Genomic DNA, 21,309 nt, shown 5'->3' on the forward strand with positions numbered 1-21,309 from the left:
CGTAAGCAAACCACGACGGAGAGTCGAGGTACGGCGAGCGATTATTGCGGCAGTATAAACGGCACGCTGCAAGCCTTGCCACAATAAAGCAGAGGCGATCTGTATTTTTGTAAATTTATAGCACATAAAATTTCGCCGCGATAAATGCAATAAATTTAGATATCGGGAGCGATCCGTGCGGTTTTGGTTTTTGCGCGCCGCGCCGCAAATTTTGCACGCGGCAAATTTCTAGCCAAATAACCGCGACCGCGATAAAGTTTATAGCTCTCTGCGCGCTAAGGTGGCTTGCATGCAGCGCTAGCTAGAATGAAATTTAATCGGCAGTTGAGACTGGCTGTCGCTTCATAAAATGCTTGCGTGCAGCGCAGACAAAAATAAAATTAACCGATCCAGCGCGGCGAGAGAGCCGCACCGCGCCTACGCCGCGATGATTTCGCGCACCTTTTCGCTGAAATTATCGCTCACGATGTATTCGGTCGGATAAACGAGCACCTCGCTGCCGTTGCGGATCCGCAGGATCAGCCGCTTGGTATTTTTTAGCGCCGTGTCGCAAAATGCGAGGTGGTAAATTTTATAAATTTTCTCGCGGCTAAGCTCGCCCAAATTTAGCTCAAACTCGAAATCCTGCGCGTTTTTGCGCTGCGTCTCGCGCTCTTTGCGCGCCTTAAGAGCAGGATCCTCCGCAGCAAACCCGCCCCTTCGCTCAGCAAAATTCCCGCCGTCGTAGCTGCCACCTCGTTCGCCACCAAAGTTTCTGCTGGAGCCGGAATTACCGCCGTTAAAGCCTCCGCGCTCCCTACCGCCAAAGCCTCGCACCTTGCTAGGTGCGTAGCCGTCGATATTTTGCGCGGCATCTAGAGTTAAAATTTCATCCAGATAAATTTGAAATTTCCCGCCGTAAGGGCTAGTGTTTTTGCTAAGCCGCGCCCAAAACGCCATCGGGCGCTCTAGCTCCACGTCCCCTAGCGCAGTGACCGCATCGCAAATATCGCCGAATGCGCTCATCTCGAAGCTGCCCGCAAGATCGAGCACCGTAAGATTTGCCATCTGCTTACCCGATTTGGTCGTGCGGGTGTGGACGTTTTCGATCTTGCCGACGCACAAAATTTTAACGCTCGCGTCCTCTTCGCCCACCAGTTCGTCGAATTCGTTCGATTTAGTATGCGCGATCGCGCCAAGCTGCGCGGCGTAGGCTTTGAGTGGATTCTCGCTCAAAAATACTCCCGCGTGCGGACGGAAGCTCACATCTCGAGCGTTTTGCAGGCTCATCATCGAAAGAAACGACAGCTGATACGCCGCGCCGCCGACCGCGCTTTTTGAAATTTTAATCATAAAGGCGTACGGGCGCTCCCTCTCCTGCGGGCTTAAATTTTCGATCGCCTTTAGCGCGTTATCGAACACCGCGAGCTCGAAGCTGCCGTGCAGATCAAGCACGTTTAAAATCCCCATTTTTTTGCCCGTTTTCGTCATGCGCGTGGATAGATCCTCGATCCGCCCCACGCTAAGCACCTCGGCGCTATCGCCCTCGATCTCGCTAAACGCCGAGGATAGCGTGTAGTCGATACCTTCCATCTCCTCTTTATAATCATCTAGCGGATGTCCCGAAAGATACACGCCCACGGTCTGCTGCTCAAATTTTAAAATTTCGCCCTGCGGAAATTCCTTGTCGGTATCGACGAAGCTCACGCTCATGCCGCTCGTCATATCCTCATCCTCGCCAAAAAGCGAGCTTGCGGCGTCCTTTTTAATCTCGGTGATCTTTTTCATTACCTCAAGGATATTTTCCATATTTTGAATCATCGCCAGGCGACTCTTGCCCAGGCAATCCATCGCGCCTGCGTAGATCAGCGACTCGATGACCTTTTTATTGACGCGGAAATTATCCACGCGCGAAGCAAAATCGTTGATGCTTTGAAATTCAGCCTCGCTTTGAAGCTCTAAGATATTCTCGATCGCGGCACCGCCCACGCCCTTAATTGCTCCTAGGCCGTAGATGATCGAGGTGCCCGATTTGGAGTTTTCGTCGTCCACGACGCTAAAGCCTCTTAAGCTTTGATTGATCGACGGCGGCAAAAGCCCGATGCCTAGACGGCTTGCCTCGTCGATATATTTTGAAATTTTATCGGTGTTGCCCTCTTCCGAAGTAAGCAGCGCCGCCATAAACTCCGCCGGATAGTAGGTCTTAAGATAGGCTGTTTGAAAGGTGATCATCGAATACGCCGCGGCATGGGATTTGTTAAAGCCGTAGGAGGCAAATTTCATAATCAGATCAAATAGCTCATCTGCTTTTGCTACGTCAAAGCCCAGCTCTTTAGCGCCACTTAGATACTGCTCGCGCATGTGGGCAAGCTTCTTCTCATCCTTTTTACCCATCGCGCGGCGCACCAGATCGGCATCGCCCAAGCTAAAGCCGCCTACCTTCTGCACGATCTGCATGACCTGCTCTTGATAGACGATGATGCCATATGTTGGCTCTAAAATTTCTTTTATCTGCGGAAAAATATAGCTTGCTTTTAGCTCGCCGTGCTTGATCCTGATAAAATCAGGGATTAGATCCATCGGTCCCGGGCGGTAGAGTGAGATCATCGCGATGATATCCTCGAAGCGGTCGGGGCGCAGGTTCATCGCCAGATCCTGCATGCCCGCGCCCTCGATTTGGAAAATCCCTAGCGTGTTGCCGCTTTGAATCGTTTTGTAAGTTTGCGGATCGTTAAAGTCTATCTCCTCCCAAACTATGTCGCGATTATAGCGGCGCTTGACGAGCTTGATGGCGTTATCGATCACATCGAGGTTTTTAAGGCCAAGGAAGTCAAATTTTATCAGATCGACGTCCTCGAGATAGTTTTTGGTGTATTGCGTGACCAGGCGCGCATCCTCGCCCTTATCCTGCTTAAATAGCGGCGCTTTGTTCCACAGCGGCTCGTTTGAGATCACCACTCCCGCGGCGTGCATGCCCGCGTTGCGATTTAGCCCTTCAAGGCCCAGCGCAAACTCCCAAACCTGCTGTGCGATCGGATCTGCGTCGATAAATTCTTTCAGCTTCGGCTCGGCGTCGTAAGCCTGCTTGAGCGTGATGCCGAGCTTGTCGGGGATCAGCTTCGCCATCTTATCGGCTTGCGAAAGCGGCATATCGCAGACGCGAGCCACGTCGCGGATGACGCCGCGCGCAAGTAGCTTACCGAAGGTCGCAACCTGCGCGACGTTGTATTTGCCGTACTGATCGATGACGTAGTCGATCACCTCGCCCCTACGCGCCTGGCAAAAGTCCACATCGATGTCGGGCATCGAGATACGCGACGGATTTAAAAATCGCTCAAAAAGCAGATTATACGGGATCGGATCGAGGTCGGTAATGCGAAGCGCATACGCGCAGATGCTCCCCGCCGCAGAGCCGCGACCTGGGCCAACCGGGATATCGTGATCCTTCGCCCAGTTGATGAAATCCTGCACGATGACCATATAGCCCGAAAAATGCATGTTTTTGATGATGGCAAGCTCCTTTTCCAGGCGCTCGCGATAAATTTCGTGTTTCTGTGGATTGATAAATTTAAGGCGCTCTTTAAGCCCCTCGCGGCACAGATGATCAAATAAAAAATCGTCATTTGCAAAGCTATAGCGCTCCGAGGGCTGCGGCAGCGAAAGCCCGAGCCTAGCGGCGTATTCGATCGTAAATTTAAAATTCGGCGGCGTCGGCGCGTAGTCCTTCTCGTCGAAAGCAAATTTGAGATTGCACTTTTGCACGATCTCGGCGGTATTTTCGATCACTTCGGGGATGTCCGCAAAAAGCCGCCTCATCTCCTCGTCGCTTTTTACGTAAAATTCCGAAACGACGTGTTTTAGGCGGTCGCCGTCGTTGATCGTCTTGCCCATCGAGATGCACTGATAGACGTCGTGGGCTTTAGCGCGATCCTTGCGCGAGTAGTGAGCGTCGTTGGTGGCGATGATCTTGACGCCGATTTCGCGCGAAAGGCGGATAAGCTCCTTATCTACGTTTAACTGCTCGCCGATGCCGTGGCGCATGATCTCTAGATAAAAATCCTCGCCGAAAATTTCCTTATACTCAAGCGCCGCTTTTTTCGCCGCTTCGTAGCCGCCCGCGCCGCGCTTTAAATTTCGCTCGCTTCTGTTTAGATGAAATTCCACCTCGCCCGCTAGGCATGCCGAGGAGCAGATGAGCCCCTCGCTGTGCTCTTTTAAAATTTTTTTGTTGATCCTCGGGTAGTAGTAGAAGCCGTCCAAAAACGCGCGCGAGCTAAGATACATTAAATTTTTATAGCCCGTCTCGTTTTTGGCAAGCAGTATCAAGTGATAGCGCTGGCGGTCGCTTTTATCGCCGATGTCATCGTGGTTGTGCAGGTAGGTCTCGATGCCGATGATCGGCTTGATGCCGTGCTTTTTCATCGTCTGATAAAAGTCTATCGCACCGAACATATTGCCGTGATCGGTGATCGCGCATGCCTTGGTGCCGCGGCTCTGCAAAAGCTCGGCGAGCTCGCTTACTTTATTCGCGCCGTCTAGCAGCGAATACTCGGTGTGAAGGTGCAGGTGGGTGTAGTCACTCATTTTGATCCTTTTTTCGGTTGGAGCGATTATAGTAAATTCGGGCTTTAGAAACGGTCAAATTTAATGGAATTTTAGCTTAAATTTCAGCACGAAATTTTACGAGCAAATTTTGTTACGGAATTTTACTTCGGAGGTTTTACATTCTGGGTTTTGCGGATTAAATTTTGATAAAATTTTAAGTTTAAAATGCTGTGATGAAATTTTGCTATCATATAAATTCCGCTTACCTGGAATTTTGAGCCAACGCAATTCCGCAAAATTCTATGACTTAAATCATCGTAAAATTTTGCGGTTTAGAATTCCGCTTGCAAAGCCTTGCGGCTCTACGATCTTGAGAATTCCACGATCGCTTTGGCAAGCTCTCTAGTAGGATCAACGAAAATTTTATCGCTTTTGATTAACGGCAAAAATAGCGGCAGCTCGGTGCAGGCAACGACGTAAATATCAGCATCGATTTTGCCTAGCAAATTCTCAAAAGCCCCCACGTATTCGGCAGTCTTGCCCGCCTTAACGCCTTTGTAGATGCAATCCATCAAAACCGCTTGATTTTCTTCACCAAGCTCCACGCTGATTAGCCCCGCTTCTTTGAGCGGATCGTCGTAAATTTTAGCTTTTTTTGTACCGATAGTGGCTAGCACAGCGATTTTATGGGCGTTTGGATAATTTTTGCGGATCGCTTTTACGGTGACCTCAGCGATATGAATTAGCGGGATTTCCGCCGCAGCTTCTACATCGTCTGCGAAAAAATGCGCCGTGTTGCACGCCATCGCAAACGCCTTGCAGCCTGCATTTTTGAGCCTAACAGCGCTCTCGCTTAGGCGCGGAAGCGGATTTTCACCTTTGCCTAAGATAAACGCCGTGCGATCTTCGATCTGCGGATAGCTATCGATTACAAGCGGAATATTTTCTTGATCGCTGCTCGCCGCAGTCTCTTCTATGATCTTCATATACAGATCCGCACTCGCCAAAGGCCCCATTCCGCCGATAATTCCAACTCTTTTCATAGCTCGTCCTTTCTAAATTTTACTTGGGTTAATTCTCCCACTTACTCATATCCATTTCGTTTTCGCTCTTTGCGACGTAGATCGACGCGACAACATCGCCCGTTACGTTCATCGAGGTTCGCCCCATATCCAAAATCGCATCAATGCCCAAAATCATTCCGTAAGCGATCGCTACGTTACCACTTACCTTGACGCCGATAGATTCGAGCACTAAAAGCAGCATTAGCGCACCGGCTCCCGGAACTCCAGCAGTTCCAATCGCCGCAAGCATCGAAGTGATGATGATCGTGAGGTAGTGGCTGCTGTTTAGATCGATACCGCAAGCATTAGCGATAAAGAGCGTGCACACGCCCAAATACACGGTCGTGCCGTTCATATTCACCGTAGCACCCACAGGTAAAACAAAGCCGTAGATCGCCTTTGGAATGCCCATATCTTCGGCGGTTTGCATCGTAATCGGAAGCGTGCCGTTGGAGCTGCGGGTAACAAAAGCCGTAAGCATCGGCGGGCGCACTTTTTTAAGAAATTTAATCGGGCTGACTCCGATAAGCATACAAATAACGCAATAAACTGCAAATACTTGAATCGCAAGTCCTACGTATAGGGTAATCGTGACATTTAATAGCGAGCTGAAAGCCTCGATACCGCTTTTATTAAACACTACAAACATTAGCGCAAAAACGCCAATTGGTGCGTATTGCATCACCCAGTGCACGACCTTAAACATAATCTCGCTCATTCCGTCGAAAAAATTATAAACCGTATCAGCGGAATTTTTAATACGAGCATCACTACTATCGCGGCAAAACGCAAGCCCTACGCCAAGAAATAAGCAAAACGCGATGATCGGCAAAATTTCGCCCTTGGCTATGGAATCAAAAGGATTCGTAGGAATTATATTAAGCAAAATTTTACTCATACTAGGCGCGTTCGCTGCCTTTTCGACAGCCTTGGACGCATCGCTTAGATCAAGCCCGCTACCTGGAGAAAATACAAACGCACACGCTAGGCCGATGACGATCGCAAAAAGCGTCGTTATAGCGTAAAATATGATCGCCTTAACGCCTACTTTGCCCAGGTGCGCTGGCGAGATGCTGCTCGTGCCCACGATGAGCGAGCAGATGATGATAGGCACCATAATCATCTTTAAAAGTCTCACGAAAAGATCTCCCAAAGGCGTTAAAATCGCCACCCACGTGGTATCACCCACCGGCATATTTTTAGGTAGTAACATACCAATCGCAGAGCCCAACACTAAAGCGATAATGATGCGCCAAAGCAAGCTTGAGTTAAAATAAAAGGCTAAAATTCCGCCTTTTTTCGTTTGATTTTCTGACATGGACATCTCCCTGCACTAAGAATTTTAACGGAATTCTACTGCAACTTGCCATAAAATAAAATTTAATCGGTCGCCAAATGAAAGTTAAATTTGAAAATTCAATCGCGAGCTTAACCAAATTTTAAAGCTGAAATTATGCGGCAAGCTTTGTCTTTTGAAGTTATGAAGCGGAATTTCAAAGGAAAAACGACGCATAAAATTTTATAGAATTTTGCGAATTTCGATGCGGTAAAAAGCTAAAATTTTGTGGTGGTGGGCTCACTAGGACTTGAACCTAGGACCATCCGGTTATGAGCCGGATGCTCTAACCAACTGAGCTATGAGCCCGCCAGCGGTGAAAAAGAGATGTGATTTTACAAAAATAATCTTAAAACGGCGTTAAAATTCTAACCGCGTAATTTTATGGAACTTAGACCCGCCCAAATCGTGGCTAAATTTCACGCCAGAGCGCGCGACTTTATCTGATCGGAAATCAGATAAAGTCGCGCGCACAAGGCGACGTAAATTTAAGACGAAATTTTATATAAAATTTCAGGGCTCTTAAATCCGCCGCCATAATCTAATTCGCCCTTAAATCGTGTGAATTAATAGCTTTTTTTCACGCTAATAGGCTCCGATAGCATTTTAGGGACGCCGGGTAGCTCATACGTTCCCCGGCAGATGTTATTTTCGGCATCGGGACCTTTTGCTATAGAGATAGTTTTCTTTTCGCCGTCTACGCTGATTAGAAAGCATTTATCCCCTTTTAAGCTTTTAAGATATGCGGAATTCGCTCCGTTAGGCTCTAGCGGAACATTCGTCATAACCGAAAAATCGGATGCGAATTTGCCTTGAGAGATATAGTAAGCGTCTAGATCGTATTTAACGGTACTTAAATTTGTCGCTAATCTAGAAATCTCCGCATCATCTCTAGTAGTCAGCCCCGGTTCCGCAATCGCTACTGCAGGCAAAGCAATCGCTACGATACAAACCGCAGCTATTATCGTCGCTACGGATACTTTTTGGGGCGTTACGTCATATTCGCAGTTTTGTAGCGGCACTGCGGCGACGGCAAGCGAGCTTTTATTTTTGCGCACTATATCGTTGGCGAAGGGCAAAGATAGAAATTTGCCGTATTCCATAAGACCTAATCCCGCGGGAGCAGTCCGACTAAAACAGTTAAGGATTAAACCCGACAAATAAGTTAAAATAGCCAAGATCCAACCGCCTAGAAAAAACCAAATAATGTTGCCTAAAATACGCATATTTTACCTCTTTTAAATTATGCAAATCAAGCGAGCCGTCTACCTCAGACAGCTCACACAGCCTCTCTCACCCGTTTTGTAGAGTATTTTCGCAACTCGCGCGGAAGGATGCGCCGAAATACTATGGCGCAGCAAAGCGCCAAGAGATGCTAAGGTGCACACTGCACGCGGCGCAACTGCACCTGCGGCTACGGCGTACAAAACGAGCCTTGTGCGTGCAAACCCCCGTATGTAAAACAACTGCGGAATGATAGGGGGGGGTTAACGATTGGCAACAAACGCTTTTCATCGATAAAATTTTAGTATGCAAATAACTGCGGCAAGAGTGTTTAAAAAATTTAAATTTGTTTTAAAAAATATTAGAAATTCTAAGATTTCGACGCCGAATTTTAAAAAATTTCATAAATTTAATTAAATTTGCGGATCAAAATTTTAAAATTTTTACGGTACAACAAAGTGAATTCTTAAAATTTTGCTATAGCTTTTAGTGCAAAATCTTCCTAATTGGGATACAAGATAGAAATTCCAAATCAAATTTTCTCGACGTGAAGCGCTTCCTTAAATTATGAATTTAAAATTTTACATGTGAAATTTCCACTCTACACAGTGCGGCATATTTCTGCCGAGATAAAATTCGCAAGTAAAATTCCAACCTCGCAAACCCAAAAGCATACAACAATTATTTCTTGAAATTTTAGCACCACTTGTCCGCGGACAAATATCGTGTTACTTTACAAAATTTGAGCCTCATGACGCAAGGCCGCCTCGCATTTCGTTCAGACGGCGACCCGTCCGCACGCCGCTATGGCGTCTCGTCGCCGTCTTGGTTTTGAAGCGCGTCCGCTTCGCTCTCCGCCGCGATCGCCTCGAGGCTTAAAATTTCATCGACATCCTCCAGCTGCGCTACGCCGCTTCCTGCGATGCTTCTGATGCTTGCGTGCATCGCGATCGCTCCATCTCGCGCACGCGCTATCTGTTTTTCGCGCTGTTTCCAGATGCGCTCCATCGCGTTGCGCTCCTTATTTAGGCTCTCTTGCATGCCGACGAATGCCGAGACGATCGTCTTTATCTGGTTGGCAAACTCGGGCGAGGTCAGATAGTCGTAGAGCATCGCCGTTTTGCTGTCTTGATTTTGACCCGATCTTTTGGCAAACGCAAGCGCCACGACGTGCTCGCGCAAGACGGCGCAAAGCCCCTTAAATTCCTCAAACGAACAGATCCAGATGCTAGCATCGCTCGGTGCTTGGTGCAGCCTAGGGCTGTGAGGCGGCATCTGCTCGGTGACGATAACGCCGATCTGCGCGCCCTCGCCTATCATATCGTCTTTGAGTTTGTCGATCCATTTGGGCTCGAAGCTTTTCGTGCGCTTGCTCTCGTATAAAATTTTACCGCAGCCCGCAAACTCCCTCGTATGCACCATCTGCACGCAGTCCGCGCCGCGCGCGCCCTTTTTGACCTCATCTATCTCGTCCAAAGGAAAGTTTAGCCGCAGATACTCCTGCAGCGCGAGCTCCTGTACCTCGCCCTGAAGCTGCTGCGAGCCCACCTCAGAGCGGCGCTTGAGCTCGTTTATTTGACCGATCAGGCTTTGGATCTGCTCATCTTTTTGGCGGAATTTCAGCTCGTTTTCCTGCGAAATTTGCTTCGAAAGCCGCTCGCGCTCTTGGTTTACGCGGTTGGTTAGCTCGATCTCGGATTTAGCTTTATTCTCGGCTTCAAGCTCGCTAAATTTACGCTTCTGCGCTTCCATTTCGGCCTTTATTAAATTTAGCTCGGAAATTCTTTGCGATTTTTCTTGCAGCTCCTTTTGTAAAATTTCAAATTTCGCCGCGTTTTCGCTCTCGATCTGAGATTTTGCGAGCGCTAAAATTTTCTCCCGCTCGCTGTTTAGCGCGGAATCGGTCGCCGCTTTTACGCGCTGCTCGAATGCGTTTTCCTTCGCTTGCAGCTGCGCCAGATGCTTCGCGTACTCCTCGCGCTTAGCGGCGATTTCGGCTTCAAATTTAAGCGTGGCTTCGTTTTGTTGCTGCTGCCACTTTCGCTTCTGCTGCAAAATTTCATCTTCAAATTTAGCTTTGATATCGCGCTGCAGCGCTTCGTCTATATCAATCTGCGAGCCGCAGTGCGGGCACTTTACGTTAGCCATTTTTGCTTCCTAAACTCTGCTCTTTCATCTTTTCAAATTCCTGCGAAATTTGCGCGGCATTAGGCTCATCTGCCATCTTATCGAGCACGGAGTTGTAGCGATTTACGAGCAGTATCGCAAGCGCCGAAAAGCAAAAGCCCGGCAGCAGCTCGTAAACGAGGGCCGAAAGCCCCGATAAGATCCAGCAAATGACCGTGATGCCGCCTACTAGCATACCCACTAGAGCCGAGAGCGCGCTCATTTTTTTAGAATACAGGCTGAAAAGCAGCACCGCTCCAAAGCTCGCGCCAAATCCCGCCCAAGCGTTACCCACGACGTTTAGCACCGTATCGTTTGAGCCAAACGCCAAGATCGCGGCGACCGCGGCGATGATCACGACGGCGATACGGCTGCTTAGCGTCTGCGTACGCTCGCTTACCTCTTTTTTATAAAACGCGAAAATAAAATCCTTCGTAACCGCGCTCGCGCTTACCAAAAGCTGACTTGAGATGGTGCTCATAATCGCCGCCAGCACCGCAGAGATTATGACACCTAGGATGAACGGATGAAAGAAAATTTTACCGAGCTCTAGGAAAATTTTTTCGGGATCGTCTATGCTAAGACCTTTTTGCGAAAAATACACAAAGCCTATCAGGCCGCTAAGCATCGCGCCTACTAGTCCTAGCACCATCCACGAAATTCCGATGCGGCGCGCACTATCAAGCTCGCGCGAGCTTCTAATCGCCATAAAGCGCACGATAATATGCGGCTGTCCGAAGTATCCGAGCCCCCAAGCAAGTAGGCCCAAAACGCCCAAGAAGCTTTGATTGTAAAATAGATCGAGGTGGCTTGCGCCGTAGAGCCGCACCTGCGCCAAAAAGGAGCTGTCCGCAGGGATCTGCAGCGCGCGGTAAGAAAACAGAGGGATCAAAATAAGCACCGCAAACATCAGCGCACCCTGAAATGCGTCCGTGATCGCGACGGCCTTAAATCCGCCGAAAAAGGTATAAAACACGACGATTAAGATCGTAGCGACCGCGCCGTAGGTGAAATTTAGCCCGAAAAAGCTCTCAAAGGTCTTGCCGCCTGCGATGATGCCGCTGCTAACATAGAGCGTAAAAAATATGATGATCAAAAGCCCCGAGATAATGCGAAGCGTCTTGGTATGGTCTTTGAAGCGGTTTTCTAAAAAATCCGGGATCGTGACGCTGTCGCTTGCTACCTCGGTGTAAATTCTAAGCCTTTTGGCAAGGAATTTATAGTTGCACCACGCGCCCACGCAAAGCCCTAGGGCTATCCAGATATTGCAAATCCCTGTCGCGAACATCGCTCCCGGCACTCCCAAAAGCATCCAGCCGCTCATATCGCTAGCGCCCGCGCTAAGCGCCGTTACGAATGGCCCTAGGCGGCGATTATCCAGCAGATACTCGCTTAAGCTCGCATTCTTGTCATAATAATACCTGCCTATAAAAATAAGCGCGCCGAAATATATCGCGATTGCGCAATAGGTCCAAAAGCTCATCCTGTCATCCTTTTAAAAAGGCTAATTCTACCCTACTTCAAATAAAATTTCGCTTTTGAAATTTAGCCAGATTTTAACGAAATTTTAGTATTCTTCGCTTTTAAATTTAACCAAAAGGCGTCTGTGTTGAACGAGAAAATTTTTAAAATCGCGTTTTTTTTGGTAGTAGTTTGCGCAGGGCTCTATTTCACCTACCCTGTCGAACTAACTCAGGCGCAAAAAATTTCATATCTCAGAAGTTACGGCATCACGCTCATTTTAACCTCCGGCGGTATCGCCATCGGTATAGTTTTGGGCTTTATTTTGGCATTTTTGAGATTTTTAGATATTAAACCGATAAGGCTCATCATCGACGAGTACGTAGACATCATCCGCGGCACGCCGATCGTAATCCAGCTGATGGTGTTCGTATTTATAATATTCGCTACCTGGTCGAATAATATCCTCTCGGCGATCTTCGCGCTGGGGCTTAACAGCTCCGCCTACGTCGCAGAGATCGTGCGCAGCGGTATAAACAGCGTCGATCGCGGCCAGATGGAAGCCGCGCGCGCGATGGGTCTAGGCTACGGCACGGCGATGAAAGAGATCGTCTTTCCGCAGGCGATAAAAAACATCTTGCCCGCGCTTGCAAATGAGTTTATAAGCCTTTTTAAAGAAACCTCGGTCGTAGGTTTGGTCGCAATCACCGACCTTACGTTTTTTTCAAAAAGTATGCAGGCGGCGCTTTATACCGTCCAACCGATACTTTTTGCCGCGGTGATCTACTATGCGAGCGTGAAATTTTTCTCGCTTCTGGCAAAAATGCTGGAGAGAAGGTTAAATAGAAATGATTGAGATCTCAAATTTAACGAAATACTACGGCGAGCTGCTCGTTTTAGACGGCATCAGCAAGACGATAAATAAAGGCGATATCGTAGCGATAATCGGCCCTAGCGGCGGAGGGAAATCGACATTTTTGCGCTGCTTAAATTTGCTCGAAACCCCGACTAGCGGCACGATCAAAATAGACGGCAAGGATATTACCGACAAAGGCACGAATATCAATGAAATTCGCCGCAAGGTAAGCATGGTGTTTCAGCATTTCAATCTTTTTGCGAATAAAAACGTATTGCAAAATTTAACCCTAGCGCCGATAAAGGCGGGGATCTATACCGAAAGCGAAGCGGTACAAAAAGCCGAGGAGCTGCTAGCTAAAGTAGGTCTTAGCGACAAAGCTTACGCCTATCCGCACAAGCTTAGCGGCGGGCAGAAACAGCGCATCGCGATCGCCAGAAGCCTGGCGATGAGCCCGGATGTTATTTTGTTTGACGAGCCCACCTCAGCGCTGGATCCCGAGATGATCGGCGAGGTTTTGAGCCTCATGAAAGAGGTCGCCAAAGAGGGGATCACGATGCTTGTGGTAACGCACGAAATGGGCTTTGCACGCAATGTCGCAAATAGGATTTTTTTTATGGAGGGCGGCAAGATCGCTGTGGATGATACACCTAAAAACGTATTTGAAAATCCGCAAAATCCGAGATTGAAAGAATTTTTAAATAAAATTTTAAACCACTAAAGGAGAGGGAAATGAAAAAATTTATTAGATTTCTAGTTGCGGGCGCTTTGCTTTGCGGCTCGCTGGTCGCTAAGGACATCACCAAAGATACGCTCATCGTGGGCACGAACGCCGAGTATCCGCCGTTTGAGTTCGTGGATGAAAACTCCAAAGTCACCGGCTTTGATATGGATCTGGTAGCCGAGCTTGCCAAACGCGCGGGCGTGAAATACGAAATTTTAAATATGAGCTTTGACGGGCTAATCCCTGCGATTAAAAGCGGCAAGATCGATATGATCGCCTCGGGTATGAGCGCGACGCCTGCTCGTAAAAAGGCGATCGATTTTACTAATCCTTACTACAAGGTCGAAAATTTATATGTCAAACGTAAGGACGATAGCTCGTTAAATTCTAAGGCGGATCTGCAGGGCAAGCGCCTTGCCGCGCAGCTAGGCACCATTCAAGAGCTTGCGATCAGAGATATCAAAGGCGCCGAAGTTAGCGCTACGGAGAACGTTTTTGTAGCCGTCATGTCGCTTAAAAACAAAAAGATCGACGCGCTTTGCGTGGATTCATCCGTGGGCTATGAGTATCTTAAGAAAAATGACGATCTCGTAGCGTTTTTTAAAGAATCCGACGGCAGCGAGGGCTTTTCGATCGCATTCGATAAGGGTAAGTATCCCGAGCTACTCGCTAAATTTAACGCGGCGCTTGAAGAGATGAAAAAGGACGGAAGTTACGAAAAGCTTTTGGAAAAGTATAATTTAAAATAATCCGCAAAATTTAGGCGCAAATTCTGCAATAGGAATTTGCGCCGCCTAAGAGGAATCCTATGAAAAAGATATTTCCAGCACTTGCGATTTTGCTCTGCACGCAGAGCTTTGCGGAGCAAAAAGACAGATACGGCATCGCTGCGTTTGCAGGTCTTGGCAATGACGGCAGAAGCTTAGTTTTTACCTTCAGAAAGGCTCAAAAAGATCGTTTCTTCCCCTGCGACTTAAAAAATTTAAATATAATCGCCGCGGGTGCTTCTAGGTGCATAACGGATGCTAAGGAGCTGAAGAAATTCGACAAAGAATATAAAAAAGCTCTCGAGTCTGTGATAAAACCCGGCAAGCGCTACTACGTAAATTTAATCGATCGCGGCAATGACGCCTATGTCTGCGACGCAAGCGATCCTAAAAGCAATCTGCGATTGGACCTAGTGGCGGCGGGATTTGCCGTGCCGACAACCGACGATAGCGAACTTCTTTTAAAAGCCGCCGAGGAAGCCAAAGAGGCTAAGCGCGGAATGTATAGCGCAAAATTTTGGGACGTTACCAACTGCATTCTAAACGGCGTGCCAATGCCGAAAAAAGATAGATGAGCGAAATTTATGCGCTTAGTGACGATGTCTTAACGCCGCCGCAAACTATCTTTTCGCAGATAGATGAAATTTTGCACTGCGGCGTAAAACTCGTGCAGTATCGCAGCAAGCTCGCCGTGAGGGATGAAGCCTTAATCCGCTCTCTCATCGGCCTTTGCGAAGATTACGGCGCCAAACTCATTATCAACGACGATGCGGCGCTTGCCAAAAAGTTTGACGCGCACGGTGTGCATATCGGAAAGGATGACGGCGAGACGGCGCAGGTGCGTGAGTTTTTAGGCGTAGATAAGCTCATCGGCGTTAGCTGCTACGCTGATCTTGCTCGCGCGCAAAAGGCCGAGGCGCAGGGCGCTAGCTACGTAGCCTTCGGCTCGCTAAGACGCGGCAAGACAAAGCCTGATGCGCCGCTTTGCCCCGATGAGCTCGTGCAAGAGGCGCGAAAATCTTTAAACCTTCCAATCGCCGTAATCGGCGGTATAAATTTAGAAAATTTAAATGAAATTTTAGCCCTCAAGCCCGATTATATCGCGATGGTAGAGGCGATCTACAAACCCGCCTCGATAACGCAGAATTTAGCAAATTTAAAGGAAAAAATGGATGAATATATTTGACGCCGTGATTTTAGGCATCGTCGAGGGGCTGACTGAGTTTCTGCCCGTAAGCTCGACCGGACACATGATCCTGGCTGCAAAACTGATGGGCCTGCAGCAAACTGACACCCTTAAATGCTTCGAGGTCGTTATACAGCTAGGCTCGATCTTAGCGGTCGTCGCGATGTTTTACAAGCGGCTTTTAGTCGATTTTAAGCTCTGGTGCAAGCTCATCGTGGGCTTCATCCCCACCGCTGCGATCGGATTTTTGCTCTATAAAAGTATCAAATCTCTATTCGCGCCGCAGACCGTCGCCTACGCGCTGATCGGCTGGGGTATTATTTTTATCGCGGTCGAGCTCTTTCGCAAGGCGCGCCCGAGAGAAAGCGAGCTAGAGCATCTGGATCAAATTTCATACGTTCAGGCCTTTATCATCGGACTTTCGCAATGTTTTGCGATGGTGCCGGGCACTTCGCGCAGCGGCGCTACCATCATCGCAGGGCTTTTGTGCGGGCTAAGCAGGAACCTAGCCGCGCGCTTTAGCTTCCTGCTCGCGATCCCTACGATGTTTGCGGCGACTTTTTACGACACCTATAAAAATTTAGACACCTTCGCGCAAAACTCCGACAATATCACGACCTTTCTCGTAGGCGGCGTAGTGGCGTTCGTCGTGGCGCTTGCGGCGATCAAGCTATTTCTAAGCTTCGTCTCGAAGTTCGATTTCATCCCGTTTGGAATTTATAGAATTCTAATCGGCGTCATATTTTTCATCTTCGTTTTTTAAACGCAATCATCAAAGGAATTTCATGAGCCTCGTAAAAAATATCGGCGCATTTTTAAAAGACAGATTCAGCCTCCTATCGGTATTCGGCGGCGCGGTGCTAAACGCATACACGCTAGTCTTGGTATTAAATTTAGCGCTCGGGTTGCTTCTTATCGCGCGCAGCGGCGAGCTGCTCTCTGCGCAGGCGCTGTTTTTTGCGGCATCTGCGATCTGCGGCGTGACGATACTTTTTTTCGCGCTTTACGCGCTTAGCTTTTACAGCGCCAGGCTATATAAAATTCTAGCCTTTGCGCTTCTGGCGATAAACGTAATCTTTGCGATCGCTCAGATTTTTTTGATCTTTAGCTTGGAGCTTATCTACTCGCACGGCACGCTGGATGCGCTGGTGCAAACGACGCCCAAGGAGGCCTTTGAGTTCGCGCATGCGTTTTTAAATTTCAAGCTGATCGCGGCTTTTTTAGCGCTTTTAATATTCGTCATCGCTGTGCTTAGGCTTAGAGTGAGCGAGCGAGTGCGGATGAAGCTATGTCGCGCGATAAAGCTAGCCTTTTTGCTTAGCTTGCTTGTTTTTATCGCGCATGCGGCGTTTAAAAGCTACGTAGCCAAAAGCTCGAAAATGCGCGCTAGCGTCATAATCGCGCTAAATAAAATTCCGATTTATAACTTTGCTTTCGTTACGAAGGATTATTTCGGCGCCGATTTTAAAAGCGTGCGCGAGCTGCAAGCTGGATACCAAAGCATTTACGCCTCACATTCGCATAAAACCGCGCCAAACCGCATCTCAAACGTCGTTTTCATCATCGGAGAGAGCCTGCAGCGAAATTTCATGAGCCTATACGGCTACTATCTGCCCACCACACCGAATCTGCAAGCGCTTGAGCAAAGCGGAAATTTAATCGCCTTTAGCGATGTCGTATCGCCTGGAGCTAAGACCAACGACGTGTTAAAATACGTGCTAAATTTTGGAAATTACGAGAGCGAAAAGCACCGCCCGTGGAGCGCCAACCTCGACATCGTAAATCTCGCGCGGCTGGCAAACTACGAGACCTTTTGGATCAGCAATCAGGAGCGCTACGGGCAGTGGGCGGTCGCAAGCGGCGCGAGCGCGCAAATGACGGATCACTCGGACTTTACGAATCAAATCCCGGTTTACAAATACGCCTACTCGCTCGACGAAGTTATGCTTCCGAGTATAAAAAATTTCAAATCGGGTGCGAAAAGATCACCTCTTGCGCACAAGGACGCAAGCTCCGCCGCAGAGGTAAATGGCACGCAGAAAAAGGATAAATTTTTCATCCTTCATCTGATGGGCTCGCACCCGAGCTACGAGTTTCGCTATCCAAAAAGCTTTGCTAAATTTAGCGCCGCGGATATCTCGCGCGAGCCGCTTGATGAGGGGCAGAAAAAAGAGCTCGCGCACTACCTAAACACCGTGGCTTATAACGATTTTATCGTGAGCGAAATTTATAAAATTTTTGCGAGCGACAACACGCTGATAGTCTATTTCAGCGACCACGCCCAGAGCCTTTATCAATACCGCGGCAAGCTGATCCACGGCGGCATAAACCGCTTCACGCTCGAAATCCCACTGATTTTCATGGCGTCGGATAAGTTCAAAGAGCAAAACGCTGATCTTTGGGCGCGCATCGCAGCAGCCAAAGACAGACCGTTTTTAAACGACGATCTCATCCACGCGATCACGGAAATTTTAGAGATGACCGAGCTGCCCGAGTTTGACCCCGCTCGCTCGGTGATCAATGCCGATTTCAATGCCTCGCGCCCGCGCATCATCGAGGGGGTCGATTATGATAAGGTTTATAGGCTGCAAAAGGAATTCGGCGAGTAAATTTAGTGAAATTTTGCGCCTTTTAGCGGCGCAGAATTTCGCATCTTAAAATCTGCGCCCTTATCGCAAGCGGCTTGCGCCCTAATTTAGCTTTCAGACGAGCGCATCAATTTTCGCCGCCGCGGGCTCTGCGGTAAAATTTCTCGCCGTGAAATTCTACAGAGTAAAATTAGGTTTTGCGGAATTTTAAATTTTGCGGCTAAAATTCCACGGCGCAGAATTTTCCATGTGTTCACGAAATACAAAATTTGCGAAGCTTATTTGAATAGCTAAATTTTGAAATTTAGCTGCGCCGAGATTTATCCGCGCAGCACGGAATTCTAGCGCTCAAATTTCACAGCGTAAAATTCCATAAAACAAAATTTTACGGATAAAATTCCGTCGGCAAATTTAAAATTTTAAAATTCCAAGCTTTTAAATTTTATGTCACAAAATCCCACACCTTAAAATTTAAAAGCAGTTATTGCTATAAAATTTCGCGAGCTCAATTTACGCTGCCGCAGCGATATTTGCCCGCTACGAAGGTGATTTTATCGCGGATCTGAGCGATCTGTCTTAGCGCCTCTGCTAAGAAATCCACGTCGCTTTCGTCGTGGATGAACGAGAAGCTAGCCCGTACCCAAGCGGGTTTGCGCGACATTTCGGTATCGGGTTGCAAGCCGAGCAGATCAAAGCCGTAAGGTGCTGCACAGTCGCATCCTGCGCGGGTCTGGATCTCAAATTTCTGCCCGAGCACTCCGGCTAGCGCGTCTGCACCGAGCCCTTTCATATTAAAAGCAAAGATCGGCACGCGCGGCGCGGTGAGATTGCCGTAAATTTCAATCTCGGGGATTTTTGAAATTTCACTTATGAAGCGCCTGCAAATAGCCTCTTCGCGCGACTTGATCGCCTCTAGCCCCGCGCTTTTGCGAAGCTTTAGAGCGAGGTATGCCCGCACCAGCGCGATGATGCCCGGCGTGCCCGCTTCCTCCAAGCGCTCCTTGTCGATTATAAAGCGCTGCGTTAGGGCGTCCGCGTATTTGATCGTGCCGCCTCCCGCGAATGTCGGCTCCTCGCCGCGCAAAAACTCCTTTCGCACTGCTAAAATTCCGCTAGCGCCCACGCCGCCCAAAAGCTTGTGCGCGCCGAAAAACACGCCGTCGCAAAAGCCGAGATCTACGTTTTCGTGCGCGATGAGCGCGCTAGCGTCCACAAACAGCCGCCCGCCGTGCGCCTTAAGCATCAAATAAGCGCGTTTGTAATCTAGCTTAAGCCCCGTCACGTTCGATGCCGCGGTAAGCACGCCGTAAATTTCGCGCCCTTTGTTTGCGGATAAAATTTCGCCCAAGCGCGCAAAATCCATCAGCCCGCTTGGATCCAGCGGCACGCGCACGATCTCGCAAAGCCCCTGCCGTAGGCTGATCTCCACGGAATGATGCTCAAAAGGCGAGATGATGAAAAGCGGCAGCTCTTTTATGCTCTCGCGCCGCAAGCCGAACCTGTCTCGCGTAGCAGGCGGCAGGTAGATGCCTAGAATTTCCCAGAGCTTCTTTATCGCCGCAGTCGCGCCGAAACCGCAGGAGATCAGGTAGTAGCGCTCCTCGCAGCCCAGAAGCTCTTTGATTTTGGCTCTTGCATTTTCGTAGTAATCGCTTGTAATCTCGGCGTTGGCTCCGCCTGCGGAGTGGACGTTGGCATATGTTGCAAGCACGCGCTCGATCTCCGCTTCTATAGGACGATACGCAAGGCCCGAGGCGGCGCAATCGAAGTATTTGACCCCCTCTTTTAAGATAATATTTTCTTTGATCATTTCAAAATCCAAAGCGCGGCTCCAAAATTTTTGCAAATTATATCCAAACTCGCTAAAATTACGCCCGCAAGGAGGGCGAAATTTACGAGTTAAAAGACACTGCGCGAAATTTAGGCGATGTTGGTATCGACGCGATTTTGCAGTTTCATTTCGTATTTGACGAGATAGGTTGCATAAGCGGCTACGCGGACGTTTTCGAAGCGATCGAAAATGAAATTTTGCTCTGCTTTGAACGTCTCGGCGAGCGCTTTAAATTCGGCGGCGAGTGCGAAGAGCAGATCAAAAAAGCGCTGATGAAATTCGCTAGAAGCGACCGCAAAAAAATAGGAATTTCAAAAATCTTGCCGCGATTTACGGCGCAAAAAATCACTGCAGACCTCATAAACGCGAAGTTTTTAATCACCGAAAAATCAAGCGAGCAAAGGGCGCAAAAAGAGCGCAAAAACGACCGCCTCCCGCGCGCGCTGCGCCGCTACCATATCACGGACAAAGTCCATTTCAGCAGCAACTTTGCGAGGTTTTGGTTTAGATTTATCGAGCCGAACCTGCCCGCGCTGCGACGCGGCGAAATAGGACGCGTGCTAAGTCTAATCAAAGCAGATTTCAACGCCTACGCGGGGCTCGGGTTTGAAATTTTAAGCAAAGAGCTACTCGCGAAGTATTTAAATTTAGAGATTTCGCAAATTTCGAGCTTTTGGAACAAGGAGGTCGAGATCGACATCTACGCGAAATTTGAGAGCTTTTGCGTCGCGGGCGAGTGCAAATACAAGGAGCGAAAAATTTCAAAAAACGTGCTAAACGAGCTCATACTCAAATGCGAAAAAGCGCACCTCGCGCCCGATCTGCTCGCGCTGTTTTCCAAAAGCGGCTTTAGCGGCGAGCTAGCAAGCCTAAAAAGCGATAAAATTTTACTCTTCTCACTCGAGGATTTTAAAATTTTGCTTTGAATTGCGCGCTAAAAAAGCCCGATGGTAGCGCATATAATTACAAGCCCAAGCAAATCACTTGGGCGCGCTTTTAGAAGATGTATCGCTTTAAATTTAGAATTGCCGGGCTACAATCAATATAAAATTCCGCCGCTTGAAATTTTAAAGCGACGGAATTTTGTTAAATTTCAGCTCGCGCGGGTGGCTGTGCTGCGCGCGACTTGCACTGCTGCGAGCAAGCTCGCGCTGCTCGCACAAACCTCGCGCCCTAAATTCCTCAAATTTAGACTATTTTTTCACCTTGATCACGTATGGCACCGATTTGATCACACCTTTAGAAAAGAGCGTCTTGGTGTCCGCATACACGGCGTCAAGCTCGGCCTTTGAGATGTCCGCATCGCTTACCTGTGCGTCCTTGTTATAGTATTTCTCGATCACGTCGATCGCACCCTTTTGATCGCTCGGCGAGAGGGCTTTTAGATGCTTTAAAACCAGCGCCGATTTGATAAACGCGCTTTTGCCGTGCACCGGCGCAAAGATCAATTTTACGTTGCTGTTGCGAAGATGCTTCGTGATCCTTTTCATCTCCTCGACGCAATACGGACACTCCGGATCGCCCACGATATAGGTCACGAAGGGATTGTTTTTATCAAACGACTCGATATAGGCAAATCTCG

At 48.5% G+C, this 21,309-nt stretch carries 15 protein-coding genes, 1 tRNA gene and 1 pseudogene; 8 read left to right on the forward strand and 9 right to left on the reverse strand.

What is annotated here, in order from left to right; genetic code table 11:
• Nucleotides 1-417 precede the first annotated feature (417 nt).
• The 7 genes from dnaE to putP all read right to left on the reverse strand — a co-directional run bounded on the left by dnaE (nucleotide 418) and on the right by putP (nucleotide 11,797).
• Entirely contained in the window at nucleotides 418-4,563 is a 4,146-nt protein-coding gene (dnaE, locus tag Q0135_RS04970; protein WP_297988780.1) for a DNA polymerase III subunit alpha, read from the reverse strand.
• Between the two features lie 323 nt (nucleotides 4,564-4,886).
• The gene (locus Q0135_RS04975) at nucleotides 4,887-5,567 is read right to left on the reverse strand and encodes an aspartate/glutamate racemase family protein (RefSeq protein WP_297924247.1); all 681 of its coding nucleotides are present in this window, start codon (nucleotides 5,565-5,567) and stop codon (nucleotides 4,887-4,889) included.
• Between the two features lie 28 nt (nucleotides 5,568-5,595).
• Complete coding sequence (locus tag Q0135_RS04980; protein WP_297901296.1) at nucleotides 5,596-6,906, reverse strand: dicarboxylate/amino acid:cation symporter; 1,311 nt, start codon at nucleotides 6,904-6,906, stop codon at nucleotides 5,596-5,598.
• 250 nt (nucleotides 6,907-7,156) lie between these two features.
• Nucleotides 7,157-7,233: transfer RNA gene (locus Q0135_RS04985), tRNA-Ile, on the reverse strand.
• Nucleotides 7,234-7,490: 257 nt separating this feature from the next.
• On the reverse strand, nucleotides 7,491-8,150 hold the full coding sequence (locus Q0135_RS04990) for a YccF domain-containing protein (RefSeq protein WP_297988783.1): 660 nt from the start codon (nucleotides 8,148-8,150) through the stop codon (nucleotides 7,491-7,493).
• Between the two features lie 802 nt (nucleotides 8,151-8,952).
• Entirely contained in the window at nucleotides 8,953-10,296 is a 1,344-nt protein-coding gene (locus Q0135_RS04995; protein WP_297988786.1) for a DUF2130 domain-containing protein, read from the reverse strand.
• Nucleotides 10,289-11,797 (reverse strand): sodium/proline symporter PutP, encoded by a 1,509-nt coding sequence (gene putP, locus Q0135_RS05000; RefSeq protein WP_297988789.1) that lies wholly within the window; start codon nucleotides 11,795-11,797, stop codon nucleotides 10,289-10,291. The genes Q0135_RS04995 and putP overlap by 8 nt, the downstream gene beginning before the upstream one ends.
• Nucleotides 11,798-11,923: 126 nt before the next feature.
• Here putP and Q0135_RS05005 point away from each other — a divergent pair, with 126 nt between their 5' ends.
• From Q0135_RS05005 to Q0135_RS05035, 7 genes are read left to right on the forward strand one after another with little or no spacing between them, the layout of a single operon-like run.
• A complete protein-coding gene (locus Q0135_RS05005) occupies nucleotides 11,924-12,631 on the forward strand; it encodes an amino acid ABC transporter permease (RefSeq protein WP_297988792.1) in 708 nt (235 codons plus the stop codon).
• Nucleotides 12,624-13,352: an amino acid ABC transporter ATP-binding protein gene (locus tag Q0135_RS05010; protein WP_297988795.1), complete on the forward strand. Its 729-nt coding sequence runs from the start codon at nucleotides 12,624-12,626 to the stop codon at nucleotides 13,350-13,352. The genes Q0135_RS05005 and Q0135_RS05010 overlap by 8 nt, the downstream gene beginning before the upstream one ends.
• Before the next feature lie 11 nt (nucleotides 13,353-13,363).
• Complete coding sequence (locus Q0135_RS05015; protein WP_297988798.1) at nucleotides 13,364-14,104, forward strand: basic amino acid ABC transporter substrate-binding protein; 741 nt, start codon at nucleotides 13,364-13,366, stop codon at nucleotides 14,102-14,104.
• Between the two features lie 59 nt (nucleotides 14,105-14,163).
• On the forward strand, nucleotides 14,164-14,697 hold the full coding sequence (locus Q0135_RS05020; RefSeq protein WP_297988801.1) for a hypothetical protein: 534 nt from the start codon (nucleotides 14,164-14,166) through the stop codon (nucleotides 14,695-14,697).
• The gene (gene thiE, locus Q0135_RS05025; RefSeq protein WP_297988805.1) at nucleotides 14,694-15,308 is read left to right on the forward strand and encodes a thiamine phosphate synthase; all 615 of its coding nucleotides are present in this window, start codon (nucleotides 14,694-14,696) and stop codon (nucleotides 15,306-15,308) included. Before Q0135_RS05020 ends, thiE begins: the two co-directional genes overlap by 4 nt.
• The gene (locus Q0135_RS05030; RefSeq protein ID WP_297988807.1) at nucleotides 15,295-16,071 is read left to right on the forward strand and encodes an undecaprenyl-diphosphate phosphatase; all 777 of its coding nucleotides are present in this window, start codon (nucleotides 15,295-15,297) and stop codon (nucleotides 16,069-16,071) included. The genes thiE and Q0135_RS05030 overlap by 14 nt, the downstream gene beginning before the upstream one ends.
• Before the next feature lie 22 nt (nucleotides 16,072-16,093).
• Nucleotides 16,094-17,917, forward strand: a complete 1,824-nt coding sequence (locus tag Q0135_RS05035; RefSeq protein WP_297988809.1) for a sulfatase-like hydrolase/transferase — start codon at nucleotides 16,094-16,096, stop codon at nucleotides 17,915-17,917.
• Nucleotides 17,918-18,401: 484 nt separating this feature from the next.
• On the opposite strand, the gene Q0135_RS05040 is transcribed toward Q0135_RS05035, so the two are convergent.
• Nucleotides 18,402-19,718 (reverse strand): aminotransferase class V-fold PLP-dependent enzyme, encoded by a 1,317-nt coding sequence (locus tag Q0135_RS05040; protein WP_297988812.1) that lies wholly within the window; start codon nucleotides 19,716-19,718, stop codon nucleotides 18,402-18,404.
• Nucleotides 19,719-19,843: 125 nt separating this feature from the next.
• Between Q0135_RS05040 and Q0135_RS05045 the strand changes: the two genes are divergently transcribed.
• Nucleotides 19,844-20,653 (forward strand): DUF234 domain-containing protein, encoded by an 810-nt coding sequence (locus Q0135_RS05045; protein ID WP_297988816.1) that lies wholly within the window; start codon nucleotides 19,844-19,846, stop codon nucleotides 20,651-20,653.
• A gap of 267 nt (nucleotides 20,654-20,920) precedes the next feature.
• On the opposite strand, the pseudogene Q0135_RS05050 reads toward Q0135_RS05045, so the two are convergent.
• A pseudogene (locus Q0135_RS05050) lies at nucleotides 20,921-21,309 on the reverse strand (thiol peroxidase); the annotation flags it as partial.

The organism is uncultured Campylobacter sp. (assembly GCF_937981295.1).
GTDB lineage: Bacteria > Campylobacterota > Campylobacteria > Campylobacterales > Campylobacteraceae > Campylobacter_B.

Bases quoted from the DNA above. Each gene is read 5' to 3' on its own strand.
- thiE (WP_297988805.1), top strand. From the start codon at position 14,694: ATGAGCGAAATTTATGCGCTTAGTGACGATGTCTTAACGCCGCCGCAA.
- Q0135_RS05030 (WP_297988807.1), top strand. From the start codon at position 15,295: ATGAATATATTTGACGCCGTGATTTTAGGCATCGTCGAGGGGCTGACT.
- Q0135_RS04990 (WP_297988783.1), bottom strand. From the start codon at position 8,150: ATGCGTATTTTAGGCAACATTATTTGGTTTTTTCTAGGCGGTTGGATC.
- dnaE (WP_297988780.1), bottom strand. From the start codon at position 4,563: ATGAGTGACTACACCCACCTGCACCTTCACACCGAGTATTCGCTGCTA.
- Q0135_RS04980 (WP_297901296.1), bottom strand. From the start codon at position 6,906: ATGTCAGAAAATCAAACGAAAAAAGGCGGAATTTTAGCCTTTTATTTT.
- Q0135_RS05010 (WP_297988795.1), top strand. From the start codon at position 12,624: ATGATTGAGATCTCAAATTTAACGAAATACTACGGCGAGCTGCTCGTT.
- Q0135_RS05035 (WP_297988809.1), top strand. From the start codon at position 16,094: ATGAGCCTCGTAAAAAATATCGGCGCATTTTTAAAAGACAGATTCAGC.
- Q0135_RS05020 (WP_297988801.1), top strand. From the start codon at position 14,164: ATGAAAAAGATATTTCCAGCACTTGCGATTTTGCTCTGCACGCAGAGC.
- Q0135_RS04995 (WP_297988786.1), bottom strand. From the start codon at position 10,296: ATGGCTAACGTAAAGTGCCCGCACTGCGGCTCGCAGATTGATATAGAC.
- Q0135_RS04975 (WP_297924247.1), bottom strand. From the start codon at position 5,567: ATGAAAAGAGTTGGAATTATCGGCGGAATGGGGCCTTTGGCGAGTGCG.
- Q0135_RS05015 (WP_297988798.1), top strand. From the start codon at position 13,364: ATGAAAAAATTTATTAGATTTCTAGTTGCGGGCGCTTTGCTTTGCGGC.
- putP (WP_297988789.1), bottom strand. From the start codon at position 11,797: ATGAGCTTTTGGACCTATTGCGCAATCGCGATATATTTCGGCGCGCTT.